At 72.2% G+C, this 22,885-nt stretch carries 14 protein-coding genes; 6 read left to right on the top strand and 8 right to left on the bottom strand.

The window, feature by feature from the left end:
• Nucleotides 1–134: 134 nt before the first annotated feature.
• The 3 genes from ACFRCG_RS33940 to ACFRCG_RS33930 form a co-directional block, all read right to left on the bottom strand.
• Complete coding sequence (locus ACFRCG_RS33940) at nt 135–461, bottom strand: hypothetical protein (RefSeq protein WP_380038624.1); 327 nt, start codon at nt 459–461, stop codon at nt 135–137.
• A gap of 43 nt (nt 462–504) precedes the next feature.
• A complete protein-coding gene (locus ACFRCG_RS33935; protein ID WP_078974492.1) occupies nt 505–816 on the bottom strand; it encodes a hypothetical protein in 312 nt (103 codons plus the stop codon).
• Nucleotides 817–916: 100 nt separating this feature from the next.
• Nucleotides 917–1,684, bottom strand: coding sequence for a hypothetical protein (locus ACFRCG_RS33930; RefSeq protein ID WP_380038622.1), 768 nt, complete (start codon nt 1,682–1,684; stop codon nt 917–919).
• Between the two features lie 262 nt (nt 1,685–1,946).
• On the opposite strand from ACFRCG_RS33930, the gene ACFRCG_RS33925 reads away from it, so the two are divergent.
• The 3 genes from ACFRCG_RS33925 to ACFRCG_RS33915 are packed head-to-tail and all read left to right on the top strand — an operon-like array spanning nt 1,947 to nt 13,005.
• Nucleotides 1,947–9,245 (top strand): hypothetical protein, encoded by a 7,299-nt coding sequence (locus tag ACFRCG_RS33925; RefSeq protein WP_380038620.1) that lies wholly within the window; start codon nt 1,947–1,949, stop codon nt 9,243–9,245.
• Nucleotides 9,242–11,866: a right-handed parallel beta-helix repeat-containing protein gene (locus tag ACFRCG_RS33920; RefSeq protein WP_380038618.1), complete on the top strand. Its 2,625-nt coding sequence runs from the start codon at nt 9,242–9,244 to the stop codon at nt 11,864–11,866. Before ACFRCG_RS33925 ends, ACFRCG_RS33920 begins: the two co-directional genes overlap by 4 nt.
• A gap of 2 nt (nt 11,867–11,868) precedes the next feature.
• Complete coding sequence (locus ACFRCG_RS33915) at nt 11,869–13,005, top strand: hypothetical protein (RefSeq protein ID WP_380038615.1); 1,137 nt, start codon at nt 11,869–11,871, stop codon at nt 13,003–13,005.
• 149 nt (nt 13,006–13,154) lie between these two features.
• Here ACFRCG_RS33915 and ACFRCG_RS33910 read toward each other — a convergent pair whose 3' ends face one another.
• From ACFRCG_RS33910 to ACFRCG_RS33890, 5 genes are all read right to left on the bottom strand, one after another.
• Complete coding sequence (locus ACFRCG_RS33910; RefSeq protein WP_380038612.1) at nt 13,155–13,919, bottom strand: sugar transferase; 765 nt, start codon at nt 13,917–13,919, stop codon at nt 13,155–13,157.
• 90 nt (nt 13,920–14,009) lie between these two features.
• The gene (locus ACFRCG_RS33905) at nt 14,010–15,167 is read right to left on the bottom strand and encodes a glycosyltransferase (protein WP_380038610.1); all 1,158 of its coding nucleotides are present in this window, start codon (nt 15,165–15,167) and stop codon (nt 14,010–14,012) included.
• Nucleotides 15,160–15,975, bottom strand: a complete 816-nt coding sequence (locus ACFRCG_RS33900) for a polysaccharide deacetylase family protein (RefSeq protein ID WP_380038608.1) — start codon at nt 15,973–15,975, stop codon at nt 15,160–15,162. Before ACFRCG_RS33900 ends, ACFRCG_RS33905 begins: the two co-directional genes overlap by 8 nt.
• Before the next feature lie 4 nt (nt 15,976–15,979).
• The gene (locus tag ACFRCG_RS33895; protein ID WP_380038606.1) at nt 15,980–17,545 is read right to left on the bottom strand and encodes a GNAT family N-acetyltransferase; all 1,566 of its coding nucleotides are present in this window, start codon (nt 17,543–17,545) and stop codon (nt 15,980–15,982) included.
• The gene (locus ACFRCG_RS33890; protein ID WP_380038603.1) at nt 17,545–19,266 is read right to left on the bottom strand and encodes a GNAT family N-acetyltransferase; all 1,722 of its coding nucleotides are present in this window, start codon (nt 19,264–19,266) and stop codon (nt 17,545–17,547) included. The genes ACFRCG_RS33895 and ACFRCG_RS33890 overlap by 1 nt, the downstream gene beginning before the upstream one ends.
• Before the next feature lie 342 nt (nt 19,267–19,608).
• Between ACFRCG_RS33890 and ACFRCG_RS33885 the strand changes: the two genes are divergently transcribed.
• From ACFRCG_RS33885 to ACFRCG_RS33875, 3 genes are read left to right on the top strand one after another with little or no spacing between them, the layout of a single operon-like run.
• Nucleotides 19,609–20,559, top strand: a complete 951-nt coding sequence (locus ACFRCG_RS33885) for a polysaccharide deacetylase family protein (RefSeq protein WP_380038601.1) — start codon at nt 19,609–19,611, stop codon at nt 20,557–20,559.
• A gap of 49 nt (nt 20,560–20,608) precedes the next feature.
• Nucleotides 20,609–21,685, top strand: coding sequence for a GNAT family N-acetyltransferase (locus tag ACFRCG_RS33880; protein WP_380038599.1), 1,077 nt, complete (start codon nt 20,609–20,611; stop codon nt 21,683–21,685).
• Nucleotides 21,682–22,827: a glycosyltransferase family 4 protein gene (locus ACFRCG_RS33875; RefSeq protein WP_380038597.1), complete on the top strand. Its 1,146-nt coding sequence runs from the start codon at nt 21,682–21,684 to the stop codon at nt 22,825–22,827. Before ACFRCG_RS33880 ends, ACFRCG_RS33875 begins: the two co-directional genes overlap by 4 nt.
• Nucleotides 22,828–22,885: the final 58 nt, after the last annotated feature.

The raw sequence follows: 22,885 nt of genomic DNA, 5'->3' as shown, positions 1-22,885 counted from the left end.
CCCGTTTTTTTTACCTTTCGCGGTTGGGTGTTCCTGATAAAACACTCCGCCCCCCGGCCTTTTCTGGGGGGGGGCCGGGGTCTTGGGGGGGGGTTGTCCCGGGTGTACCAACAAGGGGCCCCGCCCGGGCCGGGTCAGGTGGTGTGCGCGGGCGGCGGCTTGACGTCCTCGCCGTCGAGGCTGCGCAAGTTGCTCACCACGACCTGGAAGGTGTCGCTGAACTGCTTGATCGAAACCATTGCCTTGTCGAGCGAAGTGGTCAACTCGTCATAGGACTGGGTCATCTGCGGACTCGTCTTCCGCAGATAAAGGCCACCGTCGGGGTTCAGCAATGCCGTCACGACGCCCCGCAGACTCTGCAATGCGTCCTGTGTGCTCTTCGCACTGGTCACCATGTCGGTGGCGACGTGTTCGACCTCGGCGATATTGACATCGACATCCGTGCCGGTGGGAGTGGCCATGTCCATCCTTTTCGTGGTGCGGGAGCGGGGGTGGTGGATTCGGTCAGCCGGACTTCTGCAGCGCCGCTTTCATCGACGAGTCGAGCTTCTGCGCCGCCTCGACAATCTTGTCGAATTGCTGGGAGAAGGTGATGATGTTGAGGATCGCCTTTTCCAGGTCCGCGCTCAGCGTCTTGTATTTGGTGTTCAGTTCGTCGCTGCTGAGCTTGAGCCACAAGCCGGAGCCGGGCTTCAGCAGTGCGTCCACCTTTCCCTGGAGTCGGCGAATCTCCAGGACCGCCGCGTCGGACACCTTCTTCATTTCCAGCTGGGCGGTGTGCACCTGGTCGTAGGTAATCTTGAAATCGCTCGCCATGGAGAAATCCTCACTGCGCCGTGATGATGTTTCGAAAATGCCGCGCGAACCGGTGCGGACGTGTGCGGATGGGTGCGGATGGGTGCGGACGTGTGTCGGGCTACCTCCGGTCCCGGCCGCCGCCACCGATCGGCGGTCGGTACGGGGGCTCTTTGACGACCTTGGTCCACGGGGACTCGGGGTCCTTGATGTTCGGGTTGGTATAGACCGTGGTGCCGTCTTTGTCGGTGATCGTCCTGGTGCCCCGGCCGGCCCCGTCCACCTCGACCTTCTCGGTGCTCACCGAGCCGTCCCGACCTGTGGTGACGGTGTTGTAGGCACCGTTGTCACCGTAGGTGGTGTGCTCGGTGTAGGTGGTTCCGTGGTCGGTGATGGTCACCGTCTGCTCGGTGACGTTGTAGTTGCCGTCGACCTTGACCGTGACGTCGGTGGTGACGCCGTTCTTGTCGGTGTTCGTGTAGTGCAGGGGTGGTTGGTCGCTCGGTTTCTCCGGCGCCGTCTCACCCTCCTTGGGCTTTCCGTCCGGGTGCGTCTTGAGCCATTCGTCCCAGGCTTTCTTCTGCTGGATCCAGCGGTCCAGCGGATTACGTCCCGGCGTTGCCGCGAATTGTGCCGCGACGCCGTCGTCCCACGCTTCCGCGCCGTCCGCGACATAACCGAGGAGTTTCGACAGCGCGCCCAATCCGTCGACCGCCTTGCCCATGGGTGCGGACCACGCGGTATAGAAGGAACCGAGTGGGGCGGCCACGCCGCCGATGTCCGCGGCCGGGATAGTACCGTATTGGCCGGGCACCTGGCTGCCATAGGTACGGAACTTCGCCGCGTCCTCCTTGAACGTATTGGCGAGCAGCGTCAGCGCGCTCGCCATTTTGCGAAGCTCGGTGTAATCGAGGGAAATATCGGGCAAAGCGAACTCCATTCGACAGATCGGCGTCGGGTTCGGTCCCGCACCGCGCCCGAACACTGGCGCCGCGTCTCATCATCGGCCAAGATTGCCGGAGAATAAAGAGCCGCAGCGACCCGTCCCGATATCGCCGATGCGCTGCACCGCCGTCACGAGAGCATCGACATCCGACGCGATCGAACTTCCGCCCGGGGGGCCCATGCCACGCAATGTCGATACCACGACGTTGAAAAAGCTGGGGTACACGGTCGATCAGACGCCGGGTGATCCCGACTCGATCCGGGACGCCTCGCTGTATCTGGCCGCGTTGGCCAAGAAGGCATCCGACGCCTCGCTCAAACTCGCCGGGCTGGTCCAGGACGACGCGAACGCGCCGCTGATGGGCGAGGCCGCCACCGAGTTGCGGAGCCACGTCAAGGACCAGTTGAAGCTGTTCGTGGACAGGCTGGCCCAGGCCACCCAGATCGCGAGCACCGCGCTGTCCACCTACGGGACGGACCTGCTCGCGGCCCAGCAAAAGGGTCAGGAGGCGCTGAACGCGGCGGCCCCGCTGCCCGAGGGCGACCCTGGCCTGGCGGCGGCGAAGTCGACCATGGCCACGGCCAGGACGATGTATCTGGAGGCGGTGGAGAAGGCCCGCAAGGCACTGGCTCCCGCGACCGCGCTCAAGACCAGCCCGAAGACGGTGGCCGAGGAGTTCTGGGACTTCTTCAAGATCTTCACCATCGTGCTGACCGTGCTCGGCGTGCTCTTCGGCGGACCGCTGGGGCTGCTGGCCTTCGGCGCCAACCTGGTCGTACTGGGCAAGACCATCGCGGACTTCGCCAACGGCAAGGCCACCGGGCTCGAACTGTTCCTGAACATCCTGGGCGTGCTGTTCCCCTCCACCAAGGCCCTGCTGCCGGCGCTGCTCAGCGGCCTGAAGAACCTCCTGGTGGGTTTGGGCAAGGGCGCGGTCAACCTGTTCAAGGGCGCCGGCAACCTGCTGTCACTGCTGAGCACCGGCCTCAAGGGATTCAACCTGTCCGGCTGGCGGTTCGCGCTCGCGTACGCGGGTCTGCTCACCGGCGCGCTCGCGTTCAAGGGCGGGGTGCTGGTCGGCAAGCTGCTGGTGTTGCCGTTCAAGGCGATCGTGTGGGTGGGCAAGACCGCATGGGCGGTGGGCAAGAAGGGCTTCGCCGAACTCAAGGGCTGGGGTTCGCTCGGCATCCTGCTGCCGGTGGCCGGCGACGAGATCGCCAAGCTGGGGCTGGCGCGGGCGCTGAAGATCGGCTTCTGGGAGCGCGGAGTCCTGGGCAGCCAGAAGGACTTCATCCGAGCCGGGCTGGCCGTGCCGCCGGCCGCGGCCGGGACCGCGGGCAAGATCGGCGGACACGGCCTGGACACATTGCCGATGCCGCCGGGGCTCGGCGCGGGCCGGGACCTGTCCTCGTTCACCGGCTTCGGGCTGCACGACATGCCCAGGCTCGGCAGCTCGTTCGACACCGCCGTGTTCGTGCCGGCCGCGAGCGGGCTGTACACCGCGCACCACGGGCTCGGCGTGTACAGCTTCGGCAACACCCTGCTCGGGCACGAGGGCCTGCACACGCTCGGCACCACGATCGGGCACGGCGTCACGCCGCAACTCCAGTGGAACTCGCTGCACGACGTGCTGAATCAGGCCGTGGGCGGGACGTCCGCGCTGCACGGCCTGGACGTGGGCGCCCTGTCGCCGCACACGCTCGGCGGCGCGGTGGAGAGCACCCAGTCGTTCGCGAAGAGCGCGATCGGTGTCGGCGAGGAGGTGCGGATGACGCCGCTGCCGGAGATCCGCCGACTGACCCACGGCGACACCACGCTGACCACGTCCGGCATGGACCGGTTCGTGGCGACGCACACCGACGCGCTCACGAACAAGGCCACGGTGGCGAACGCGGCGCCGGCGCCGACCCTGCCGAACGCGGTACACGCGCCGGGCGCGCCGACGTCGCCGCACGCGCCGAACCCCGTGCGGACGGCGGGTTCGGTACACACGCCGAACGCGGGGGCCGGCGTCGGTGCGGGTGCGGGTACGGTCAAGGTCGACGTCTTCGACCTGCTCGCACCGGGTGCGGGCAAGGGCGGCTCGACCCCGCCGCCGCCCCCTTCCGTGCCGCCGGCCACCCCGATCGGGTCGGGTGCGTCCGCCCTGCACCAGGACAACGCGCTCAACCTGCTCGCCGGCGGGTCCCGCACCGGCGATCAACTCCCCGCCGCCTCCGCCCGCTTCACCCCGGTCGACCTGGCCGGCGGCACGTCCGCCGGTGCCCTGCGGCCGGACCTGGCGGGCGGACGGCAGGCGATCGACACGGTGTCGGCGCTGGTCGGCGAGAAGATCCCGATGCGGGCCGACCCGCCGCCGGTCGGCCACACTCCCCCGCCGCCGGCCACACCGACCACCCCGCTCCCGCCGCCCGTCGTGCTCGGCCGCGAACCGCTGCCGCCGAACGCGCTTGCGAACTTCGGCGCGGAACAGCGCACAGTCGTCGCCAAGGCGCTGGACGACGTGGCGACCGGACCGGGTCCGGGCGGCAAGTCCACGCAGGGGCTGCCCGGTTCGCGGTTCGAGGCGTGGCACGACTACTCCCGTGCCAAGCAGGCGTTCGACCGGGCCGCGACCGCCGAGCAGGGGCTGCGGACCCGACTGCTCACCGGCGACACCAGTTCCGGAACGGTGCGGGCCCGACTGATGGTCGCCACCGCGGAGCGGGCCAACGCCCGTCTGGCCCTGGAGGATGCCACCACGGCGTTGAAGGCGTGGGGCGTGGATCCCGTGCACGCGGCCCCCGCGGTCGCCGAGGCGATGTCGAAGCTGCGCGGGTTGCCCGGCGGGATGACGCCGGTGGAGCACGTTCTCGACGCACGGGTACGGGTGCCCGACTCGTGGCCGCAGGGCGGCGGCACGGTCGGACACAACGATCGTGTCGTGCACATGTTCCGCGCCGGGGACACGGTCGACCACTTCGAGGTGCTGGGTGCGATGGGCCCGGGTGGGACACGGCCGCTGCTGCACGACGGCTACCTCCTGCCCGACGGCACCTACCAGGTGTTCCGTGGGGAGTTCCGGGCCGACAGCCCTTTCGAGATCTGGGCGGACACCGGCGGCACGCGCCTGGCCACCGGCGAGCTTCGCGGCGGGGGACCCAATTTCACGGTCACCACGGCTCACGGCGACTTCCGGATCTGGGGGCCTCGCGGCGCCGACGGCGTCCACCCGCTGCTCGCCGACGCGCGGCTTCTGGACGACGGGACCTTCCGGGTCACCGATGGCGCGCCGGGCGACCGCAACGGCTTCGAGATCTGGGCGCACGCGGACGAGCAGGTGCTCAGGACCGGGTATCCGGGACCGGACGGGACGTTCCACGTCCACGAGGGCCCTCGCGGCAGCAGCGACGACTTCGGCATCTGGGGGCCCCGCGACCCCGACACCGGCATCCATCCGGTCCTGGGCGAGGCGCACCGCCTGCCGGACGGCACCTGGCGGGTCGAGAACCCGGCGAACCGTCCTGCGGGCGATTTCCGGATCCTGGGACCGCGCGGCGCGGACGGCGCCCACCGGGTCCTGCGCGACGTGCACGTGCCGGGCAACGGCACGCATCACGTCTACGACGGGCCCCCGACCGACCCCGGACGCAACTTCGAGATCCGCTCCGCCGCCGACGACACGCTGCTCGGGTATGCCGAATTCCGGCCGGGCAGCGGCGACTTCCACGTCACCAACGTCGGCGACAATCACTTCCGGACCTGGGGACCCCGCGACCCCGACACCGGTGCCCACTCCCTCCTTCGGGATGCCCGCGCCCAACCCGACGGCACGTATCACGTCTATGCCGGCCCCCACTCCACCCCCGGGCAGAGCTTCGAGATCTGGTCCGATACCAACGGCACCGTCCTCAAACACGCCCGATACCGCGCGGCCACCGGCGACTTCCACGTCACGAACACCGGCAACGAGCACTTTCAGACCTGGGGGCCCCGGGACCCCGACACCGGTGTGCATCCGGTGCGCGAGGACGGGTACGCGCTCGGCGGGGATCGTTTCCAGGTGTTCGAGGGGCCGCGCGGGAGCGCCGAGCGGTTCCGGATCCATGGGCCGGCCGACGCGAACGGTGTCCGGCCGCCGGCCACGCGGCACGGGTACGCGCTGGGCGACGGCACCTGGCAGGTGTACGAAGGGGCCGCACACGGTCGGTTGGACGACTTCCGGGTCTGGGACGCGGACAACGCCCCGCTCCGGACCGGAACCCGCATTCGGGCCACGGAGCGTTTCCGGGTCACCAACGACGGCGACGACCACTTCCAGATCTGGGGACCACGGGGGGTGGACGGCGCGGCGCCCGAGGTGTTCAAGGACGCTCGCCGGCTGACCGATCGGCGATACCAGGTCTTCGAGGGTGCGCCCACGGCCGGCAACCGCGACTTCGAGGTGTGGGCGAACGATTCCTTCCGGATCGACCAAAACGGCGCCGTGCACGGCGGGAAGGTCACGCACGTCGGGGAACGGGTCGGCGAGACCGCCCACTTCCGGGTCACCGATCGGCTCCGCGGCACCTGGGAGAAGTGGGACAGCGCCGACCTGGCGAACCATCGGCTGCTCGAATACCCGGTGAACGGCCCCATCCCGGGAGTCGTTCGGCGGATCGATCACACGAACGGCACCTGGCAGGACGTACGCCCCCCGAACGCCCCGCTCGGCCACGACCTCGGCTGGGAGCACATGCCCTTCCGCAAGGGCACCGTCGAGCAGTGGCCCGCCGGGCCGAACGGCGAGTACAAGGGCATCCGCACACTCACCGACGGCAACGGCACCATCGTGTACACCCGCGACCCGTCGGTCGTCGACGGCCACTGGATCGAGGCGATGCGCGACCACGCCGGCAAGTGGCGGTGGGTGGACAAGACCGCCGAGGGCCGCACGATCGCCACCGGCCGGCGATACGTGCGCTGGGACACCACCGCGTACGACGTGATCGACGGCGTCTTCGACCTCAACGCCCGTCACCTGTTCGGCGGCAAGGTCCGGGACCTCTTCCCGCAGCTCGACGGGGGCCGCTTCGTCGCCGAGAAGGGCGGCCTACGGGAGTGGCAGTGGCAAAAGTGGGACGCCGAGGGCGCGCTTCAGGCGAAGGGACGGCTGGAATACCGGGTGGACCCGAACCTGGGCTTCAGGGCCAGGGTCACCGAAGTCCGGCTACCCGACGGCGGGTTCCACCGGCTCACCGACGCCGACCGCCCTCTGGTCGCCTTCGAGCGGTTCGCGCCCGTGCGCGGCAGCATGAAGGGCGACAAGTTCTTCTCCGCGCCCGACAAGGCCCGCGGCACCCGGCAGTTCACGTTCGACGCGAACGCGCAACCGGCGGACCAGTTCAAGTACTCCATCGAGCGCAACTACGTGAACGAGGAGGCGGCCACCTTCGCCAAGTTCGGCGAGACCGAGCTGAAGGTCCGGCGGATCTGGCAACAACGTTTCAACACCCCGTTCTTCCCCGGGCACGTGGACTTCCCCGGCAACCCGGTCACCGGCGACAGTCGGCTGTACCGGTACTGGACCGTCTCGGAGAAGAGTGGCGGGCAGACCACCGCCCGCACGCTGCGCGTGCAGCGTCTGGACGGCACCTGGCAGGACTTCACCGCGAACCGCGAGTTGGTGCGGGAGAGTCGGGTCCTGGCCGACGGGCGCAAGATCGAGTTCACCGCCGACGTCCCGGGGCGCGGCGGTACGTGGCGGGAGGTGGGCGGCACCGGCACCGGGCCGCGCGTCTTCGACGACAACCGGGGCTGGATCGACTACGCCGACGAGGCCCGCACGATCGAGGTCCGCAAGACCATCGACGCCAAGGGCACGGTGCGCGAGTATCCGGGCACCGCGGGCGACGCCGGCGCCTGGGTGGATCGCAACCGCTTCGGCCAACTGGTCGCACGCCGGGACGAGATCGCCGGCGGCTTCCTCGAGGCCCACATGCGCAAGGGACCGGACGGCGAGTTCACCTGGACCAAGCAGGCCGGCCCCGGCAACCCGCCCTTCGAGGGGCCGACCACCGGCACCCGCACCACCAATCGCGCCGGCGCGCAGATGTGGGGTGAGGGGTTCGACGACGCGTTCAAGGACTTCGCCCGGATCGACGGGCGGGACGTACTGGTCTACGAGCGCAAGTCGCTGGCCGACGGCCGTACCGCGATCATCGAGCGAGACGGCGCCGGCAACCACCGGACCACGGTCAGGGGCCGCGACGGCGCCGTCGAGGCGGCCCCCGGCGTCGGCGACGTGCGGCACGTGGACGCCGGCGCGAAGGGGTGGCACGACGAGTTCACCGACGCCGCCGGCAACGTGCACACCCTGCGCGAGGGCCGCGGCGACGCGATCCGCGAGTATCACGTCACCGACGGCAGGGCCGATCCGCGGCACTGGGACGACGTGCGCAACGGCACCAGGATCCGCTCGTACGAGCCGATCACGCACGGTGGGCAGCCGGTCGGCTACCTGGAGAAGGACATCGCCTACCTCCAGCAGCGCATCTACGACGGCGACGGCAACCTCGTGGTCCACCAGGGCCTGTCCACCCGGATCTTCGAGAAGACGCAGGCCCCGGACCCGAGCCTGGTCAATCGGATCGAGTCCAAGCTGCACCCCGACAAGGCCCTGGCGAAGGGCGTCGACTCGCGGTTCAAACTGGTCGGGCGCGGGGTGGACCATCCCGGCGCGCTGAACGACTTCCGCGGCTACAACCGGGCCCTGGCGGACACCAACCGGCGGCACTGGGGTGCGTACGACCGGGTCACCGGCTCGGCGGAGTGGACCTTCGAGCAGAAGGTGTGGACCAAGGTCGGCATGGAGTTCATGCAGGACTTCGGCTTCTCCGTGCTGGCCGGCATGATCACGGAGTGGATCAACGACGGGAGCATCTCCGGTGCCGACTGGGGGAAGATCTTCCTCAACTCGGCGGTCTCCGCGTCGTTCGCCGGTCTGATGGCCCGCTTCCACGAACTCAAGCTGAAGCCCGGGTCGTTCTCCCCCAAGCAGTTCAAGGACGGGCTCACCGCCAACGACTTCGGCAAGCCCTTCAACACGAACCCCTACTTCGGCGACAACTGGAAGACCGACTGGTCCAACTTCGACACCGCGTTGCGCTGGCGCTCGGGGATGTACAAGTACAGCCTGGGACTTGCGGTCAACCCGATCGTCGCGTTCGTCAACGGGTCGATCAACGCCGCGGTGTTCGGCGACAAGAACGGCGTCAAGCACTACGGCCTGGACGCGCTGAAGTTCGGCGGGGTCGCGGCGCTCGGCTCGCTGGCCGGTTCGGCGTTCGGGCCGGGGGCGTTCAAGTTCGCCTACGACGCCTATGCGGCGGGGCGGTTCTGGCGCAAGTCCGGGATCCTGGACCTCGGTATCAAGTTCGGTGAGAAGTTGATCGACGCCCAGCTCAACAAGCTCTTCCAGAAGGCGCTCGGGCTGAACGAGAAGTATCTCTACCCGCCCACGCCCGAGAACGGACAAAAGCCGTGAGTGTGTTCGGCAACCGCGGCAATCGCGGCCCCCGCGGCGACCGCCCCCAGCGTGGTGGTCGACCCGTCACCACCGGTCGCACCATCGCGGAACTGATCGGCGCCGCGCCCGACGGCGCCCGGGTCCTGGTCGCCCCCGGCGAGTATCGCGAGCACGTCGTGCTCGATCGCGGCGTGGTCCTGGTCGCCGAACAGGGGCCCGGCAGCGTGCGCCTGACGGGTGATCACGACGTCGCGCTGACCGTCCGCGGCGGGGTCGGCGTCCGGGTCGAGGGGGTGGTCCTGATCGCCGCCGACGCGGCCGCGCCGGCCGTGCGGGTCACCGGCGGCGCCGAGGTCGCCTTCGACGACTGCCGCGTCCTGGGCGGCCGGGTGGAGATCGCCGACACCGCCCGGGTCCGGCTGAACGACTGCCGAATATCGGCCGCCGGGGTGGCCGGGGTGTCGGTGGCCGACGACGCGCGCCTGTCCATGACGGGGTGTCGGATCTGTGCGGTGGACGGCGCGGGTGTGCTCCTGACCGGGTCGGCCACGGTGACCCTCGCCGATTCGGTGGTCACCGAGGCCGGCGTCGGCCTGAACGTGCGGGACACCGCGAGCGTGCAGGTGCGCGGTTGCGCGTTCGTACGCTGCACGCACAACGCCGTGCTGGTGGAGAACGAGGCGACGGCCGGGTTGGACGCCTGCCGCTGCACCGACAGCGGCGAGGACGCCGTACTGGTGCGCTGCGTCGCGAAGTTGACCATGCGGGGCAGTGCGGTCGACCGCGCCGGGGCCTCCGGGGTGGCCGCGATCGGGCAGGCCTCGGCGAACGTGCTGGACTGCCAGATCGTCGGTGCCGCGCTCAGCGGCGCGGTCGCCGACGAGGAGTCCCGCCTCGACCTGGTCGGCGGCCTGATCCGGGCCACCGGCGCCAACGGCGTCTTCGCCCGCGGGTCGGCCCGGGTCGGCCTGGACGGCGTCGTGATCGCCGACACCGCGTTCACCGCCGTACACCTGGACGAGCACGCGCACGGCGAACTGGCCGCCGTCGTGCTCGGCCCGACCCCCGAACACGGCCTGTGCGTGGCGGGCGCGGCGGGCGTGACCGCGACCGGCCTGCTGGTGCGCGCCGCCGAGATGACCGGGATCCACCTCGGCGGCACCGGCACCGCCCGGCTGCACGCGTGCGCGGCGCACCGCTGCGGGATCGGGCTGCGCGTGGACGAGGGGACCGACGCGGAGGTCGAGGACGCCACGTTCGCCGCCACCGGGCGGGCCGGGATCGAGGTGGGACCGCACGCCCGGCCGACGCTGCGCCGGGTGCGGGTCGCCCGCGCCGGCACCGCCGGGGTGGTCGTGCACGAACGCGCGGTGCCCGTCCTGGAGGACTGCGCGGTCACGGACAGTGCGGGTTCGGCGATGGTGGTGTGGACGGACGCGGCGCCCGTGGTCCGGGCCGGCGCGCTGACCGGCGCGGGCAAGAACGGGGTGTACCTCAAGGGCGGCGCCGGCGGCGAGTTCACCGACTGTGTGCTGGGCGGCTCGGCCTATCCGGCGGTCTACGTGGCCGCCGGCGCGGTGCCCGTGCTGCGCGCGTGCACGTTCCGGGACTGCCCGGGCGACGCGACCATCGAGGATCCGGAGCAGACCTCGGCGGTGTTCACGGACTGCGTGGCCCACGGGGTCGCCGAGGTCCTGGTGTCCGGCCGGGGCACAGCGCTGCCGGCGGGCCCGAACGGCCTCGCCGAGGGCTCCGGCGCGGCGGACGACACGGACCGGGCACCGGCGGATCTGGACACACTGCTCGCCGAGTTGCACGAATTGGTCGGGTTGGCCCGGGTAAAGCACGATGTGGCCACCCTGGTGCAGTTGATGCAGCTGGTCCGCCGCCGCGAGGAGGCGGGGCTGACCCCGCCGCCGCTGAGTCGACACCTGGTGTTCGCCGGCAATCCGGGTACCGGCAAGACCACCGTGGCACGTTTGTACGGGCGGATCCTGGCCGCGCTCGGCATGCTCTCGCGCGGTCACCTGGTGGAGGCCGATCGCGGTGCGCTGGTCGGCGAGTACGTCGGGCACACCGCACCACGCACGACGGCGATCTTCCGCAAGGCGCTGGGCGGCGTGTTGTTCATCGACGAGGCGTACTCGTTGACGTCGGCGGGCGGCAGCGACTTCGGGCAGGAGGCGATCGCGACACTGGTCAAGCTGATGGAGGATCACCGCGACGACATCGTGGTGATCGTCGCCGGCTACCCGGACGAGATGCATCGTTTCATCGACTCCAACCCGGGTCTGGACTCGCGGTTCAACCGCACCGTGGTGTTCGAGGACTACGCGTCGGCGGATCTGGTGCACATCGTCGAACACCAGGCCGCGGCCTACGAGTACACCCTCGACGAACCGGCACGCGCGGGCCTGTTGGCCTACTTCGACTCGGTTCCGCGCGACCGGCGGTTCGGCAACGGGCGTTCCGCGCGACAGGCCTTCCAGGAGATGACCGAGCGGCATGCCCGACGCGTCTCCGCCATCGCCGAGGTGACCCCCGAGGATCTGGTCTCCCTGCGCGCACCCGACCTCCCCGATCTCGTTCCGGCCGCCGGCGATCCCGCCCGGGCGGCCGAACCGACTCCGAAAGGCTGAACATGGCCGAACCACCCAACCCGAACGCGGACTTCCAGCGCGCGTTCGCCCGCTCGGTGCGCACGCCGATGCGACCGCTGCGGCCCGGCCGCCGGGTCTGGGCCGTGAGCCTGGGCATGCCGGTGCTGGCCGCGGCCGGTCTGGCGGCGGTGACCGTCGTCTCCGCGATCGACCTCGGCGGCGACGACGGCGCTCGGCGCAAGCCGGTGGCGCAGGCCGCGCCCATGCAGGACAAGCCCGTGGAGGTGCTGCCGAGCGGCGGCGGGGCGGCGCCGCAGAGCGGTCCGAGCGCCGGGAGCAGCACGGGCGACGCGGCCGGCGACCCCGGCCCGACCGGCGCCGGCACACCCGGCGGCGGTTCGGCGTACCCGCCGGGCTATCCGTACCCGAACGGCGGCTCCCCCGGCGGGGGCGCGTCGGGTGGCGGCGGGTCGGCGGCGGGCGGCTCGACCGGCACGTTCGGCGGCGGCGGTTCGACGCCCGACGCGCGCAACCCGGCCACGGGTTCGCCCGGCGGCGGGGGCGGCACGGCGCCCACGCCCGGTGGCGGCAGCCCGGGCGGATCCGGCAACAAGCCGGCGCCGCCGCCGGTACAGCCCGATTCGTTGGCCCCGAAGCAGACCTTCCTGGGCACCTCGGGCTATGGCTGCGCGAACAACGGCGCGAGCGGTTTCGCCGAGGTCGGCCGCTACGGCGACGGCTCCAAGGGCTGGTACACCGTGGGCAGCGGCGGCTGGAACAAGGACGGCTGCAACGGGAAGTTCGACGCGGTTCCGATGTCGGGGGACAAGAACAAGGACGACGCGAGCGCGCGCGTGTTGTGGTGGTTCGACGTCGGCAACGCCTCCAAGCGCTGCCAGTTGAGCGTGTACGTGCCCTCGGGCAACGGCCGTGACGTGGGCGGGACCCCGGCGCAGTACTTCGTGCTGCGCTCGCGCGACGACGACAAGACCGGTGCCTGGTACGCCCAGTTCCAGGTCAACCAGGTCAACAACAAGGGCCGTTGGGTGAGTGCGGGCACCTTCCCGGTGGCCAACGGCAAGGTCGCGGTGAAGCTGGTCACGCGCGGCGTCGACTGGGGCGGCACCGCGGGTGCGCACCTGGCGGCCGGTCAGGTCCAGGCGAGCTGCACGGGCTGACCCGAAAGCACGGCCGGGCGGCCGGCGGTCTGTGCTCGGCGTCGGGCGCTCGGCGCTCGGCGCTCGGCGCTCGGCCGGGAACGACGATGTCCGTGCTCGATCCCCACGATCGGGCACGGACATTCGTGCGTCTCGGTGTCGCCTCGACCTCAGGACACCTCTTCGGCCAGCGAGTCCCCCGCGTGCCGCTGCGGGGGCAGCAGGCGGGTGGGGTCGACCGGCGAGTGGGTGATCGGCCCGCTCCAGACGATGGGTCTGGGCAGCGGGAACGCGTCGGTGCGCGGGGTACGCACGGGCCCGGGGCGCGGCTGCGTCCCGGGCTCGCCCGCCTCGACCGAGGCCGGCACCGGGAAGCCCGGGTTGACCCCGCCGGCGGCGGTGATCCCGGACGGGCGCAGCAGTACCCCGACGGTGCGCCACAGGATGAGCAGGTCGACCCGCGCGCCGCGATTGCGCACGTACCACAGGTCGTACTCGATGCGTACCGGCCAGCTGAGCGCGTTGCGGCCCTGGACCTGTGCCCAGCCGGTCAGGCCGGGGCGCACGTCGAGTCGGCCGCGCTGGCGCGGGCTGTAGTGCACGACCTGGCTCGGCAGCGTCGGCCGGGGGCCGATGATGCCCATGTCCCCGCGCAACACGTTGATCAGCTGCGGCAGTTCGTCCAGGCTGGTGGTGCGCAGGAGTTGCCCGATCCGGGTGATCCGGGTCGCGTCGGGTTCGTCCGGATATCGCGGGTCGAGCATGGTGCGGAACTTCAGGATCTCGAAATCGCGGCCGTGTAGGCCGCTTCGGGTCTGACGGAACAACGCGGGTCCACCCATGGTCGCGCGGATCATCACGTGGATCGCGAGCAGTACCGGTCCCAGTAGAACCAGTGCCACCGCGGCCACGGTGATGTCGAACAGTCGTCGCATGCCATGCCCCTCCCCTGGTGTGGCGTTGGATTGTGGTGTTCCGCGGGCGCCGGTGGCGTCTCCCTCACCGGCCGGCGCCTTGTGTGTGCCTCACGTCCAGCCCAGGCCGCGGCGTGCGGCCACGGCCCGGTAGGTGTCGATCGAGACGCGGGCCACGCGTCGTTGGTCGAACTCGGCCAACGCGCGGCTCCGGGCCGCGGCGCCGAGTGCGGCGCGCAGGTCCGGTTCGCTGATCAGGCGGTCCATCGCGGCGGCCAGGGAGCGGGACTCCCCGGCCGGCGCGAGCAACAGGTGTTCGCCGTGGGTGCCGATCTCGCGGCAGCCTCGGATGTCGCTGAGCACCATGGGCAGCGCGCACGAGGCGGCCTCCATGGCGGATCGTGAGAAGCCCTCGCGGTGCGAGGGCAGGACGAAGACGTCGAGCGCGTTGTAGACGGCGGGCATGTCGGCGCGCGGGCCGACGAACTCGACGGGCGAGTCGTGCGCGGCCCGGGCGATCGCGTCGGGCTTGTCCGGGTCCTCGGGTCCGATCCAGACGAATCGGGCCTTGCCCGCGAGCAGTCCGGCTGCTTCCACGTATTCGAGGATGCCCTTCTCCGCGACCTGCCGCCCGACTCCGCCGACGAGGAGTTCGTCTTCGGCCACCCCGAGTTCGGCGCGGATCGCGGCGCGGGCGGCGGGATCGGGGCGAAAGCGGGTGAGGTCGGTGCCGTTGCCGACCACGCGCGAGCGCCATCCGGGCACGGCCCGGCGCAGCGTGGCGTGGTCGGTGGCGTTTTGGTACAGCTCGGCGTGCGAGGCGCGGGCGGCCAGGCTCTCGGTGCCGAGGACGAACGCGCGTCGGGCCCACGGGTCGCCGGGGCGGATCCACAGGCCGTGGCAGGTGTTGACCACGACGGGCACGCCGGCGGCGCGGCCGAGCAGGCGGCCGAGCACGCCGGTCTTGGGGTTGTGCGTGTGCAGCACGTCCAGGCGCAACCGGCGCAACGTGCGGACGAGTTCGCCGGCCGCGGCGGCGTCTCGGCGCGGATTCCAGGCGCGGGTGAGCGAGTTCAGCGGGACGTGGGTGACGCCCAGCGCCTCGATCCCGGGCACGTAGGGGCCGGCCGCGCTGATCCCGAAGGTCTCGAAGCCGGCGGCGACGTCCTCTTCCAGTTCGGTGCGAAGCAGCAGCGCCAGGCTCATGTCGACGGTGGTCAGGTGGGCGATCCGCAGTGGGCGCCCGCCCGGGCCGCGTGGCTCACGCATGCGCACCGGCCTTCTTCCCGAGGCCGACCACGGCCGCGTAGGCGCGTTCCTGGCCGAGCCGGCCGCCGAGCTTGGCCCGGAAGAACGCGGGCGGATCGGTGCGCCGGACCGGGACCCGGCGCAGCCGGATCGGGTCGCAGCCGGGCCGGTTGCGGCCGAGCACGCCGGTGGCGGCGCTGCGGAACCGGCAGCGCAGCGCGTGTTCCATGTCCGGGACGGCGACGCCCCACGTGTAGGCGAAGTGCGCGGGGCGGTGGCCGAGTCGGCGTTCGATGTCGTCGGAGGCGTCGTCGAGTTCGGTCGCGGTGAGCGCTTCGGGGCGGGCGTGGCTGCGGGTGTGGTTGCCGATGGTGGCCAGCCCCGAGTCGGCCAGTTCGGCCACCTGGTCCCAGGTCAGCGCGGCGGATCCGCCGCTGGTGCCGGTGGAGCCCTCCCAGCGCATCTCGGCGTCGATGCAGCCGGTCGCCAGGTAGAGGGTGAACGGCAGTTGGCGGGCCCGTAGTTCGGGCCAGGCGTTGGCGTACACGTCGGCGAAGCCGTCGTCGAAGGTGAGCACGATCGACGGGGTGGGGTCGCCGGCCGCGAGGCGGTCCACGGCGGTGTCCAGGGAGACCACGTGCCGGGCCGGCAGCAGGTCGAGCTGGGTGCGGAACGCGTCGGTGGGCAGGTCGAGTTCGTCCCGGGTGCCGCCGCCGACGCGGTGGTAGATGAGCAGGGTGGCGCCGGGCGCGGGGTCGCGGGCGAGGGCGGTGGCGGCCAGGCCGCGCTTGAGGGTGGTGCGCACGCGGTCGCCGCTGATGGCGGTCATCGGGTCAGGTGCCCTTCGGGGTGAGGCGGGTCGGGCCGGTGCGGGCGACCGGCCACGGAACCGGTTCCGGTTCCCGGCGCAGGGGGGTTCCGGGGGTTCCGGCGGGGTCGGGCAGGTACAGGCGCAGGGTTTCGCCGAGGGCGGTGGCCACGCTGCGTGCGGCCTCGTGCAGTTGCCGGTCGCGCGGCAGGGTGCGGTCGGCGCCGAGGGCGGCGACGGTGTGCACGGTCCGGTTCGGGGCCAGGTGTACGAGGGTGTGCGGTTCCTCGCCGACCAGCCACCAGGTCTCGCCGCGGGAGCGGCCGGCGTCGACCGCGTCGGTGCCCCGGTAGCCGCAGGCGAGCGCGATCGCGCGGTTGTCGGCGAGGCCGGCCTCGTGTACCGGGTCCGGTTTGTCGCCGCCCTCGTGCGGATTGATCGCGGGTGGGATCACCGTCTCGGCGACCAGGGTCGGCTCGACCGGGGCGGCTTTGGCGCGGCGTACCCGCAGGTGTTGCTCGACCGACATCCGGGTGGCCCTGGCGAAGCCGCGGGCGGGCAGGGTGACGGCGAGCAGGCGTCGGTCGCGGACTGCTTCGACGTCCCACAGGGCGGGGCGTTCGGGGGCGAGTCGCAACTTCTGCGGGGTGCGGGTGGGCATCAGGTCGACCAGGCGCGGCTCGGTTCCGGCGGGCCAGGGTTCGGCCAGGACGAGTTCCTGGGCCTGCCACTGCACCACGGTGCCGATGCCCAGGGCGGCGAAGCGTTCGTCGTAGGCGGTGGAGTGCCAGGTGGCCACGTCGCCGAGGCGGAACCACAGGTGCATCGCGGCGGGCACGCCGTCCACGCGCAGGATGTACAGCCGGGCCCAGTCGTGGCGCGCGGCGCGGGTGATCAGGTCGCGCCGCGCGTCGGCGGCGGCGGGCTGGAGCGGGCCCTTCCAACTGCGGGCGAACAGGTCGGTGTAGACGGCGAAGCCGGCGTCGAAGTCGTCTTCGCGGGTGCCGGGGCCGCCGATCCGGTCGACGGTCAGGTCCCACTGCGCGCGGACCCGGGTGGCGAAGCGGTGCGCGTAGCGGTCGAAGCTGCGGAAGCGGGCCCGGTGGCCGGCCCAGCCGCCCTCGACGCCGGCGAGCATGTCGCAGGCCTTCTCCCGGGCGTCGACCGTGTAGCCGCAGGCGCGCAGCCCGGCGATCAGGCGGTGCGTCTCGGGGTCCCGGCTGGGCATGCGGTGCAGGCGCAGTTCGCGTACGCCGGTGCGGGCGAGGGCGTCGGCGATCGAGTCGGCGCCGTGCGGCTCGTCGGGGTGTACCACCACGTGGCTGCGGGGGCGGCGGTGTGCGGAGAAGACGCCCCAGCGGTCGGGGCCGATCCGCTCCAGTGGGAGCAGGGCGCGCGGTTGGTCGGCGTCGTCGAGCACGGAGACCACGCGGATGTCGTCCAGTGGGTCGTGGTGGCCGTGCAGGGTGGAGGCGAACCAGGCGTGCGTGTCGAATGGGTCGGCGTGTACGCCCCGCGCGGCGACCAGGCGGTCCCAGGAGCCGGCGAAGGCGGCGTCGATCTCCAGGGGGTGCATCGGGCGTGCCCGCATCAGACCCCCTCGGCCCGGCTGAGCGCGCCGTGCGCTCCGGGTGTTCCGGGGGTCTCGTGTGTTCCGGGGGTTCCGTGCGCTCCGTGCCCTCCGGGTGCCTCGGCGGCGTCGTGCTCGTCGTGTTCCCGGACGCCGTCGTCGGCTTCGGTGACCGGGGCGGCGGCCGCGTGGTCGGCGGCATCGGGGTCGGCGACGCCGTGAGCGAGCGCGGTGTGGTCGGCGGCACCGGGGTCGGGTCCGGTCCAGGTGCGCGGCCAGCGCAGGCGAGGATCGCGCACGGGTACCTCGTCCAGGTAGCGGACGGGCGACGCGAGCAGGTCGGCGAGCATCAGCGCGATCGCCTCCAGGGTGTATGCCGGGTCGTAGCGCACGACCTCGCGCAGGGTGGGCACCGGCTCACCGGTGTCGACCCGGGCCACCGCGAGGGGGCCGGCGCCGATCCGGTACCAGCGGTCGTCCGGTCCCCAGTCGGCCCGCATCTCCTGCGGGCTCCGGCGCGCGCAGGCCACGGTGAGCAGGCGCAAGGTGGACTGGTCCAAGGTCAGTTCGGGGCTGGGTCGGGCCGGTGTCCCGGTCGCCGGTCGCGCCTCCAGCCGGCGGGCGGTGCCGGCGTGGCCGGGCGGGACGGCGCCGACCCGGGCACGCAGCCGGCCCATTCGGGCGCGGGTGGCGATCGGTACGGCGCGCTGCACCTCGCGGGCCCCGCGCAGCAACGGCAGCACCCGGCGCGGCACCCGGGCCGCGCACACGTCGAGCAGCGCCGGTCGTTCGCTGCTGACCCGATCCTTCAGCGGGCTCGCTCCCGGCAGCAGGTCGATAAGCGTCAACCCGCCCTCAGCAAAAGCGAGTTCCTGGGCGCGCCAGTGCACCACGTTGCCCGGCGACAGCAGCGCGGCGGCCGGGTCGTAGGCGACGGTGTGCCAGTGCATCACCGGGCCGATCCGCACGCCGAGGCAGGACGCGATGGCGCGGTCCTCGGCGTAGAGCACGTACAGCCGGGCCAGGCCGCGCTCGTCGAGCGCGCGGGTGAGCAACCGGCGGCGTTCCGGGGCGGCGCCGAGTCGGCCCTTCCAGCTCAGGTCGAACAGCTCTTCGTGGTCGGCGAGTCCGGCCGCGAGCGGTGGGCCGCCGGGGCCGCCGTACGCGACGACCCGCAGCGTCCACAGCCGGCCGGCGCGGCGCGTGGCCTGTCCGACGGCGCTGTCGAAGCCGCGATGGCGGGCCCGGTAGCCGGACCAGCCGTCGGGGGTGGACTCGATCATGTCGGTCATCCGCTCGCGCACGTCCACCGCGTAGCCGGCCTCACGCAGCGCGCCGAGCAGCGCGTGCGTGGCCGGGTCGCGGCTGGGCACGCGGTGCAGCGTCAACTCGCGGATGCCGAGCCGGCGCAGTTCGCCCGCGAGCGCGCCCAGCACGTCGGGGCGTGGTTCGGGGGTGCCGATGACGACACGTGTGCGCTCGCGCTGGCCGCGGCCGAGTTCGTGGGCGCGACCGGTCGAGTCGAGTTCGAGCGGCAGCAGGGCCAGCAGCCGATCTCCGTCGAACACGGCGGGTACACGCACGTGTTCGGCGCGCCGCGGCCGGGTCGCCAACCACGACGACGCCCATGCGTGGGTGTCGAAGACGTCTGCCTGAACCCCCCGTCCCACCACCAATTCGTCCCACGCGCGAGCGAGATCGCCATCGATCTCCTCGGCGCGCAGGGTCGATGCACGATTCATCGCCCGGCCCCCACCTCGCGGTCCCGATGTGAGCAGCATCGGAACGTTTGTGCCCGACCGGCGCCGCCGCCCCCACACGGTCGGGGCCGGGTCGCCCGCCGACCAGATTAGGCCGGATGGGTCACGCGTGAAGGGTGTTTCGCGATCCGTCCACGAGTCGGGGGTGATGTTGCGTGATATCCGACGTTGACGACCTTGCCATGACCTGGCGGGAGTTCGGGCGGATGTTCGGTGTCGGCCGGGCGGACGTTCGGTGTCCGGCTGACGGGAGGTGACCCCGCTGTTACGGTTCCGGCAGCGGGAGCCGAGAGGCTGGGGAACCGCGGGACCGGGGAGGCGCGGGTGGGCGGTTCGAGGGTGGGGACGTTGCGGTCGTCGGTGCGGTCCTCGCTGCGGGGTGGTGGTGACGCGCTGTTGCGGCGGTCGCCGGCGCAGGTGTGGTTCGCGCGCCGGTCCCGGCTGCGGCTGGCCGTGCTCGGGTATCACGGGATCTCCGATCCGGCCGTGTTCGCCGGGCAGTTGGACCGGTTGAAGCGGATCGCCCGGCCGGTGTCGCTGGACGAGGTGGAGGCGGCGCTGGGCGATCGACGCCCGCTGCCCGCCCGGGCGGTGTTGTTGACCTTCGACGACGGCGAGCGCAGCATCCTGGAACAGGGCCTGCCGCTGCTGCGCGAACGCGGCATCCCGGGAGTGGCCTACGTGGTGGCCTCGGCGATCGACTCGCGCTCACCGTTCTGGTGGCACGAGGCGCACCGGTTGGTCGCCGCCGGGGCGCGCGTCGCGGGCGAGCCGGAGCGGTCGCCGAGCGGGTGGGTCGCGTATCTCAAGACCGTGCCGCAGGAGCGCCGTCTGCGCCTGCTCGCCGCGCTGCGCGAGGGGCACGAGCCGGTGCTCGACGAGCAGTTGACCGGCACGGACCTGCGCACCCTGGAGTCGGGTGGGATCCGGGTGGAGAACCACTCGCTCACCCATCCGCTGCTCGACCGCTGCTCCGACACGGACGTGCGGGCCGAAGTGGTCGACGCGCACGAGCGGTTGACCAAGCTGCTGGGCCGGGCGCCGAGTTCGTTCGCGTATCCGAACGGGAACTGGGACGTGCGCGCCGAGCGGTTGCTCGACGAGCTGGGCTACCGTTCGGGCTTCCTGTTCGACCACCGGCTCGGACCCCGGCTGCCCGACCACCCGTTGCGGATCTCCCGCCTGCGGGTCGGCTCGAACACCCGCCCGGATCGGTTCGCCACCATCGTCTCCGGGCTGCATCCGGCCGTGCACGCGTTGCGCGGCGGGCGGTGAGGGGTCGGGTCCGGTTCGGCGTCGGTTTCGAGGTCCGGGGGGGATCGTCGTGCTTGCTCTGCCCACGTTGTCGCGCTCGCCCGAGGAGTTGGCGGCGCTGGTGCCGTCCTGGCGCGCGCTGGTCGCCGCGACGCCCGGGACGTCGTACTTCGCCACGCCCGACTGGGTGCTGGGCTGGACCGAGTCGCTGGGCCGGGAGCAGCCCGGGCGGGTGCTGGTCGCGGTGTGGCGCGCGGACGACGGCGCCGCCGAGGCGGTCGTACCGCTGCTGCGCACCCGTGAGCGGCTGCACCCCCGGCTGCCCGGCGGGGTACCGGTCTGGACCGTGCTGGGCAGCGGGATCGGCGCCGCGGACCACTGCGGCTTCGCCGTCGCGCCGCACCGGCACGAGGACGTACGGGCCTGGCTGGCCACACTCGCCCGGCGGCGCAGCATGCTCTTCCCACACCTGGATCCGGGCACGGGCGATCCGTATCTACCGCCCGGCGCCCGGGAGATCGAGCGCACGGCCTGTCCGGTGATGCCCGCCGACCCCGACGCCCTGGGCTCGGCCCGGCACCGCCAGGGGGTGCGGCGCAAGGCGCGCCGGCTCGCGGCCGACGGCGTCGTCTTCACCTGGGCGGAGCCCGGAGAGCTGACGCCGGAGGTGTTCGACGACCTGCTGCGGCTGCATCGGCTGCGCCGGGACACGATGGGCGCGTCCAGCGCGTTCGACGCCTCCCGGCGTCCGCTGCACGCGGCGCTGGCGGCACGGGCCGAACCCGGGCGCGGGCCGTGCGCGTTGGTGGCGCGGGATCCGGCGGGCGCGGTGGTGGGGGTCCTCTACGGGTTCCTGTGGCAGGACACGTTCGCGTACTACCAGTTGGGTTGGGATCCGGCCTACGCCAAGGCGAGCCTGGGCACGGTGTTGTTCCACGAGACGCTGACCGCGCTGGCCGCGCGCAAGGTGGCCACGTTCGACTTCCTGCGCGGCGCCGAGGAGTTCAAGCATCGGTTCGGCGCGACCGATCGATATGACACGACATGGTTGGTTGCCCGCGGTGCGGCCGGCGCGCTCCTCGGCGCGAAGGCCGCGGCCCGCCGGGCCCGGGATCGCCGGCGGCGACCGGCGCGGGGGGAATCGTGAAGGAGCGGATCAGGCTCGTCCACGTGGTGTGGCGGCTCAGTGTCGGCGGCGGCATCCCGCAGGTGAGCCGCCAGGTGCTCGCCGGGCTCGACCCGGAGCGCTTCGACTGCCACGCGATCAGCGCCCGACCCGCCTGGGAGGAGGACGAACTCGGCGAGTTGGGGCCGAATGTGACGGTGCATTCGCTCGACCACACCGGGCCCGCCGGCCCCCGGGACGAGGTGCGGTTGGGACTGCGGATCGCGGCGAAGGTCAGGGAGTTGCGCCCGGACGTGCTGCACGCGCACAGCGGCACGGCCCGCCTCTCGCTGCCCGCCGCGCTGGCGTGCCCCAGGCTGCCCCGGGTGATGGAGGTGCACGAGCCGTTGAAGGACGGCCTGCACTCGCGGTTGACCAACGGCATCGAGGTCGCCATGGTCAAGGCGGCCGGGTTCCGGCCGTTCGCCCACTCGACCCACGTGCGCGACGCGACGGCGGCGATCGTGCGATGGCGGCCCGAGCGCATCCCGCTGGTCCCGCTGGGGGTGCCGGTCCACGAGCCGGATCCGGCCGCCGGGGCCGCGCTGCGCGCCGAGTTGGGCATCGCGCCCGAGGCGCTCGTGGTGGTCGGGGTGGGCCGCGCCGCGCAGAAGAACATCCCGCTGATGGTGCGGGTCGGCGCCGACGTGGTGCGCAAGCTCGGCGACGCCGGACCGCCGGTGGTGTTCCTGATCATCGGCCGCCAGGAACCGGAGATCCCGGCGCTCATCGAGCGGTTGGGGGTGGGCAAGCACGTGCGGGTGGTGCCGCCGCTGCCGCGGCTGGGCGACGCGTTCGACGCGGCCGACCTGTTCCTGTCCACGTCCCACTACGAGGGCTTCGGCCTCGCGGTCGCCGAGGCGATGGTCGCGGGCGTCCCGGTGGTGGGCACGGCGGTGGGCGGGGTCACCGACGTCGTCGCCGACGGCGTCACCGGGCGCCTGCTGCGCGCGGGCGATCGCGGCGGACTGGTGATGGCCTGCCGCGAGTTGCTCACCGACGCGGACACCCGGGCCCGAATGGGCGCGGCGAGCCGGGAACGGGTCCTGGCCCGCTTCACCCGGCAACACATGCTCGACGGCTTCGCCCGGGTGTACGAACGCGCCGCGCTGCGCCGGAGTTAGGCCCCGCCCGGCGGATCGGACCGGGCCCGGCGGCGAGGGGAACGTCGCCGGGCCCGGC

Source organism: Embleya sp. NPDC056575 (genome assembly GCF_042793325.1).
In the GTDB taxonomy this organism is placed as follows: Bacteria; Actinomycetota; Actinomycetes; order Streptomycetales; family Streptomycetaceae; genus Embleya.
The sequence above is the reverse complement of the archived record's forward strand: the minus strand, read 5'-3'. Positions and strand labels throughout refer to the sequence as shown.

Bases quoted from the DNA above. Each gene is read 5' to 3' on its own strand.
- ACFRCG_RS33890 (WP_380038603.1), bottom strand. From the start codon at position 19,266: ATGAATCGTGCATCGACCCTGCGCGCCGAGGAGATCGATGGCGATCTC.
- ACFRCG_RS33905 (WP_380038610.1), bottom strand. From the start codon at position 15,167: ATGCGTGAGCCACGCGGCCCGGGCGGGCGCCCACTGCGGATCGCCCAC.
- ACFRCG_RS33935 (WP_078974492.1), bottom strand. From the start codon at position 816: ATGGCGAGCGATTTCAAGATTACCTACGACCAGGTGCACACCGCCCAG.
- ACFRCG_RS33900 (WP_380038608.1), bottom strand. From the start codon at position 15,975: ATGACCGCCATCAGCGGCGACCGCGTGCGCACCACCCTCAAGCGCGGC.
- ACFRCG_RS33930 (WP_380038622.1), bottom strand. From the start codon at position 1,684: ATGGCGAGCGCGCTGACGCTGCTCGCCAATACGTTCAAGGAGGACGCG.
- ACFRCG_RS33895 (WP_380038606.1), bottom strand. From the start codon at position 17,545: ATGCGGGCACGCCCGATGCACCCCCTGGAGATCGACGCCGCCTTCGCC.
- ACFRCG_RS33915 (WP_380038615.1), top strand. From the start codon at position 11,869: ATGGCCGAACCACCCAACCCGAACGCGGACTTCCAGCGCGCGTTCGCC.
- ACFRCG_RS33910 (WP_380038612.1), bottom strand. From the start codon at position 13,919: ATGCGACGACTGTTCGACATCACCGTGGCCGCGGTGGCACTGGTTCTA.
- ACFRCG_RS33940 (WP_380038624.1), bottom strand. From the start codon at position 461: ATGGCCACTCCCACCGGCACGGATGTCGATGTCAATATCGCCGAGGTC.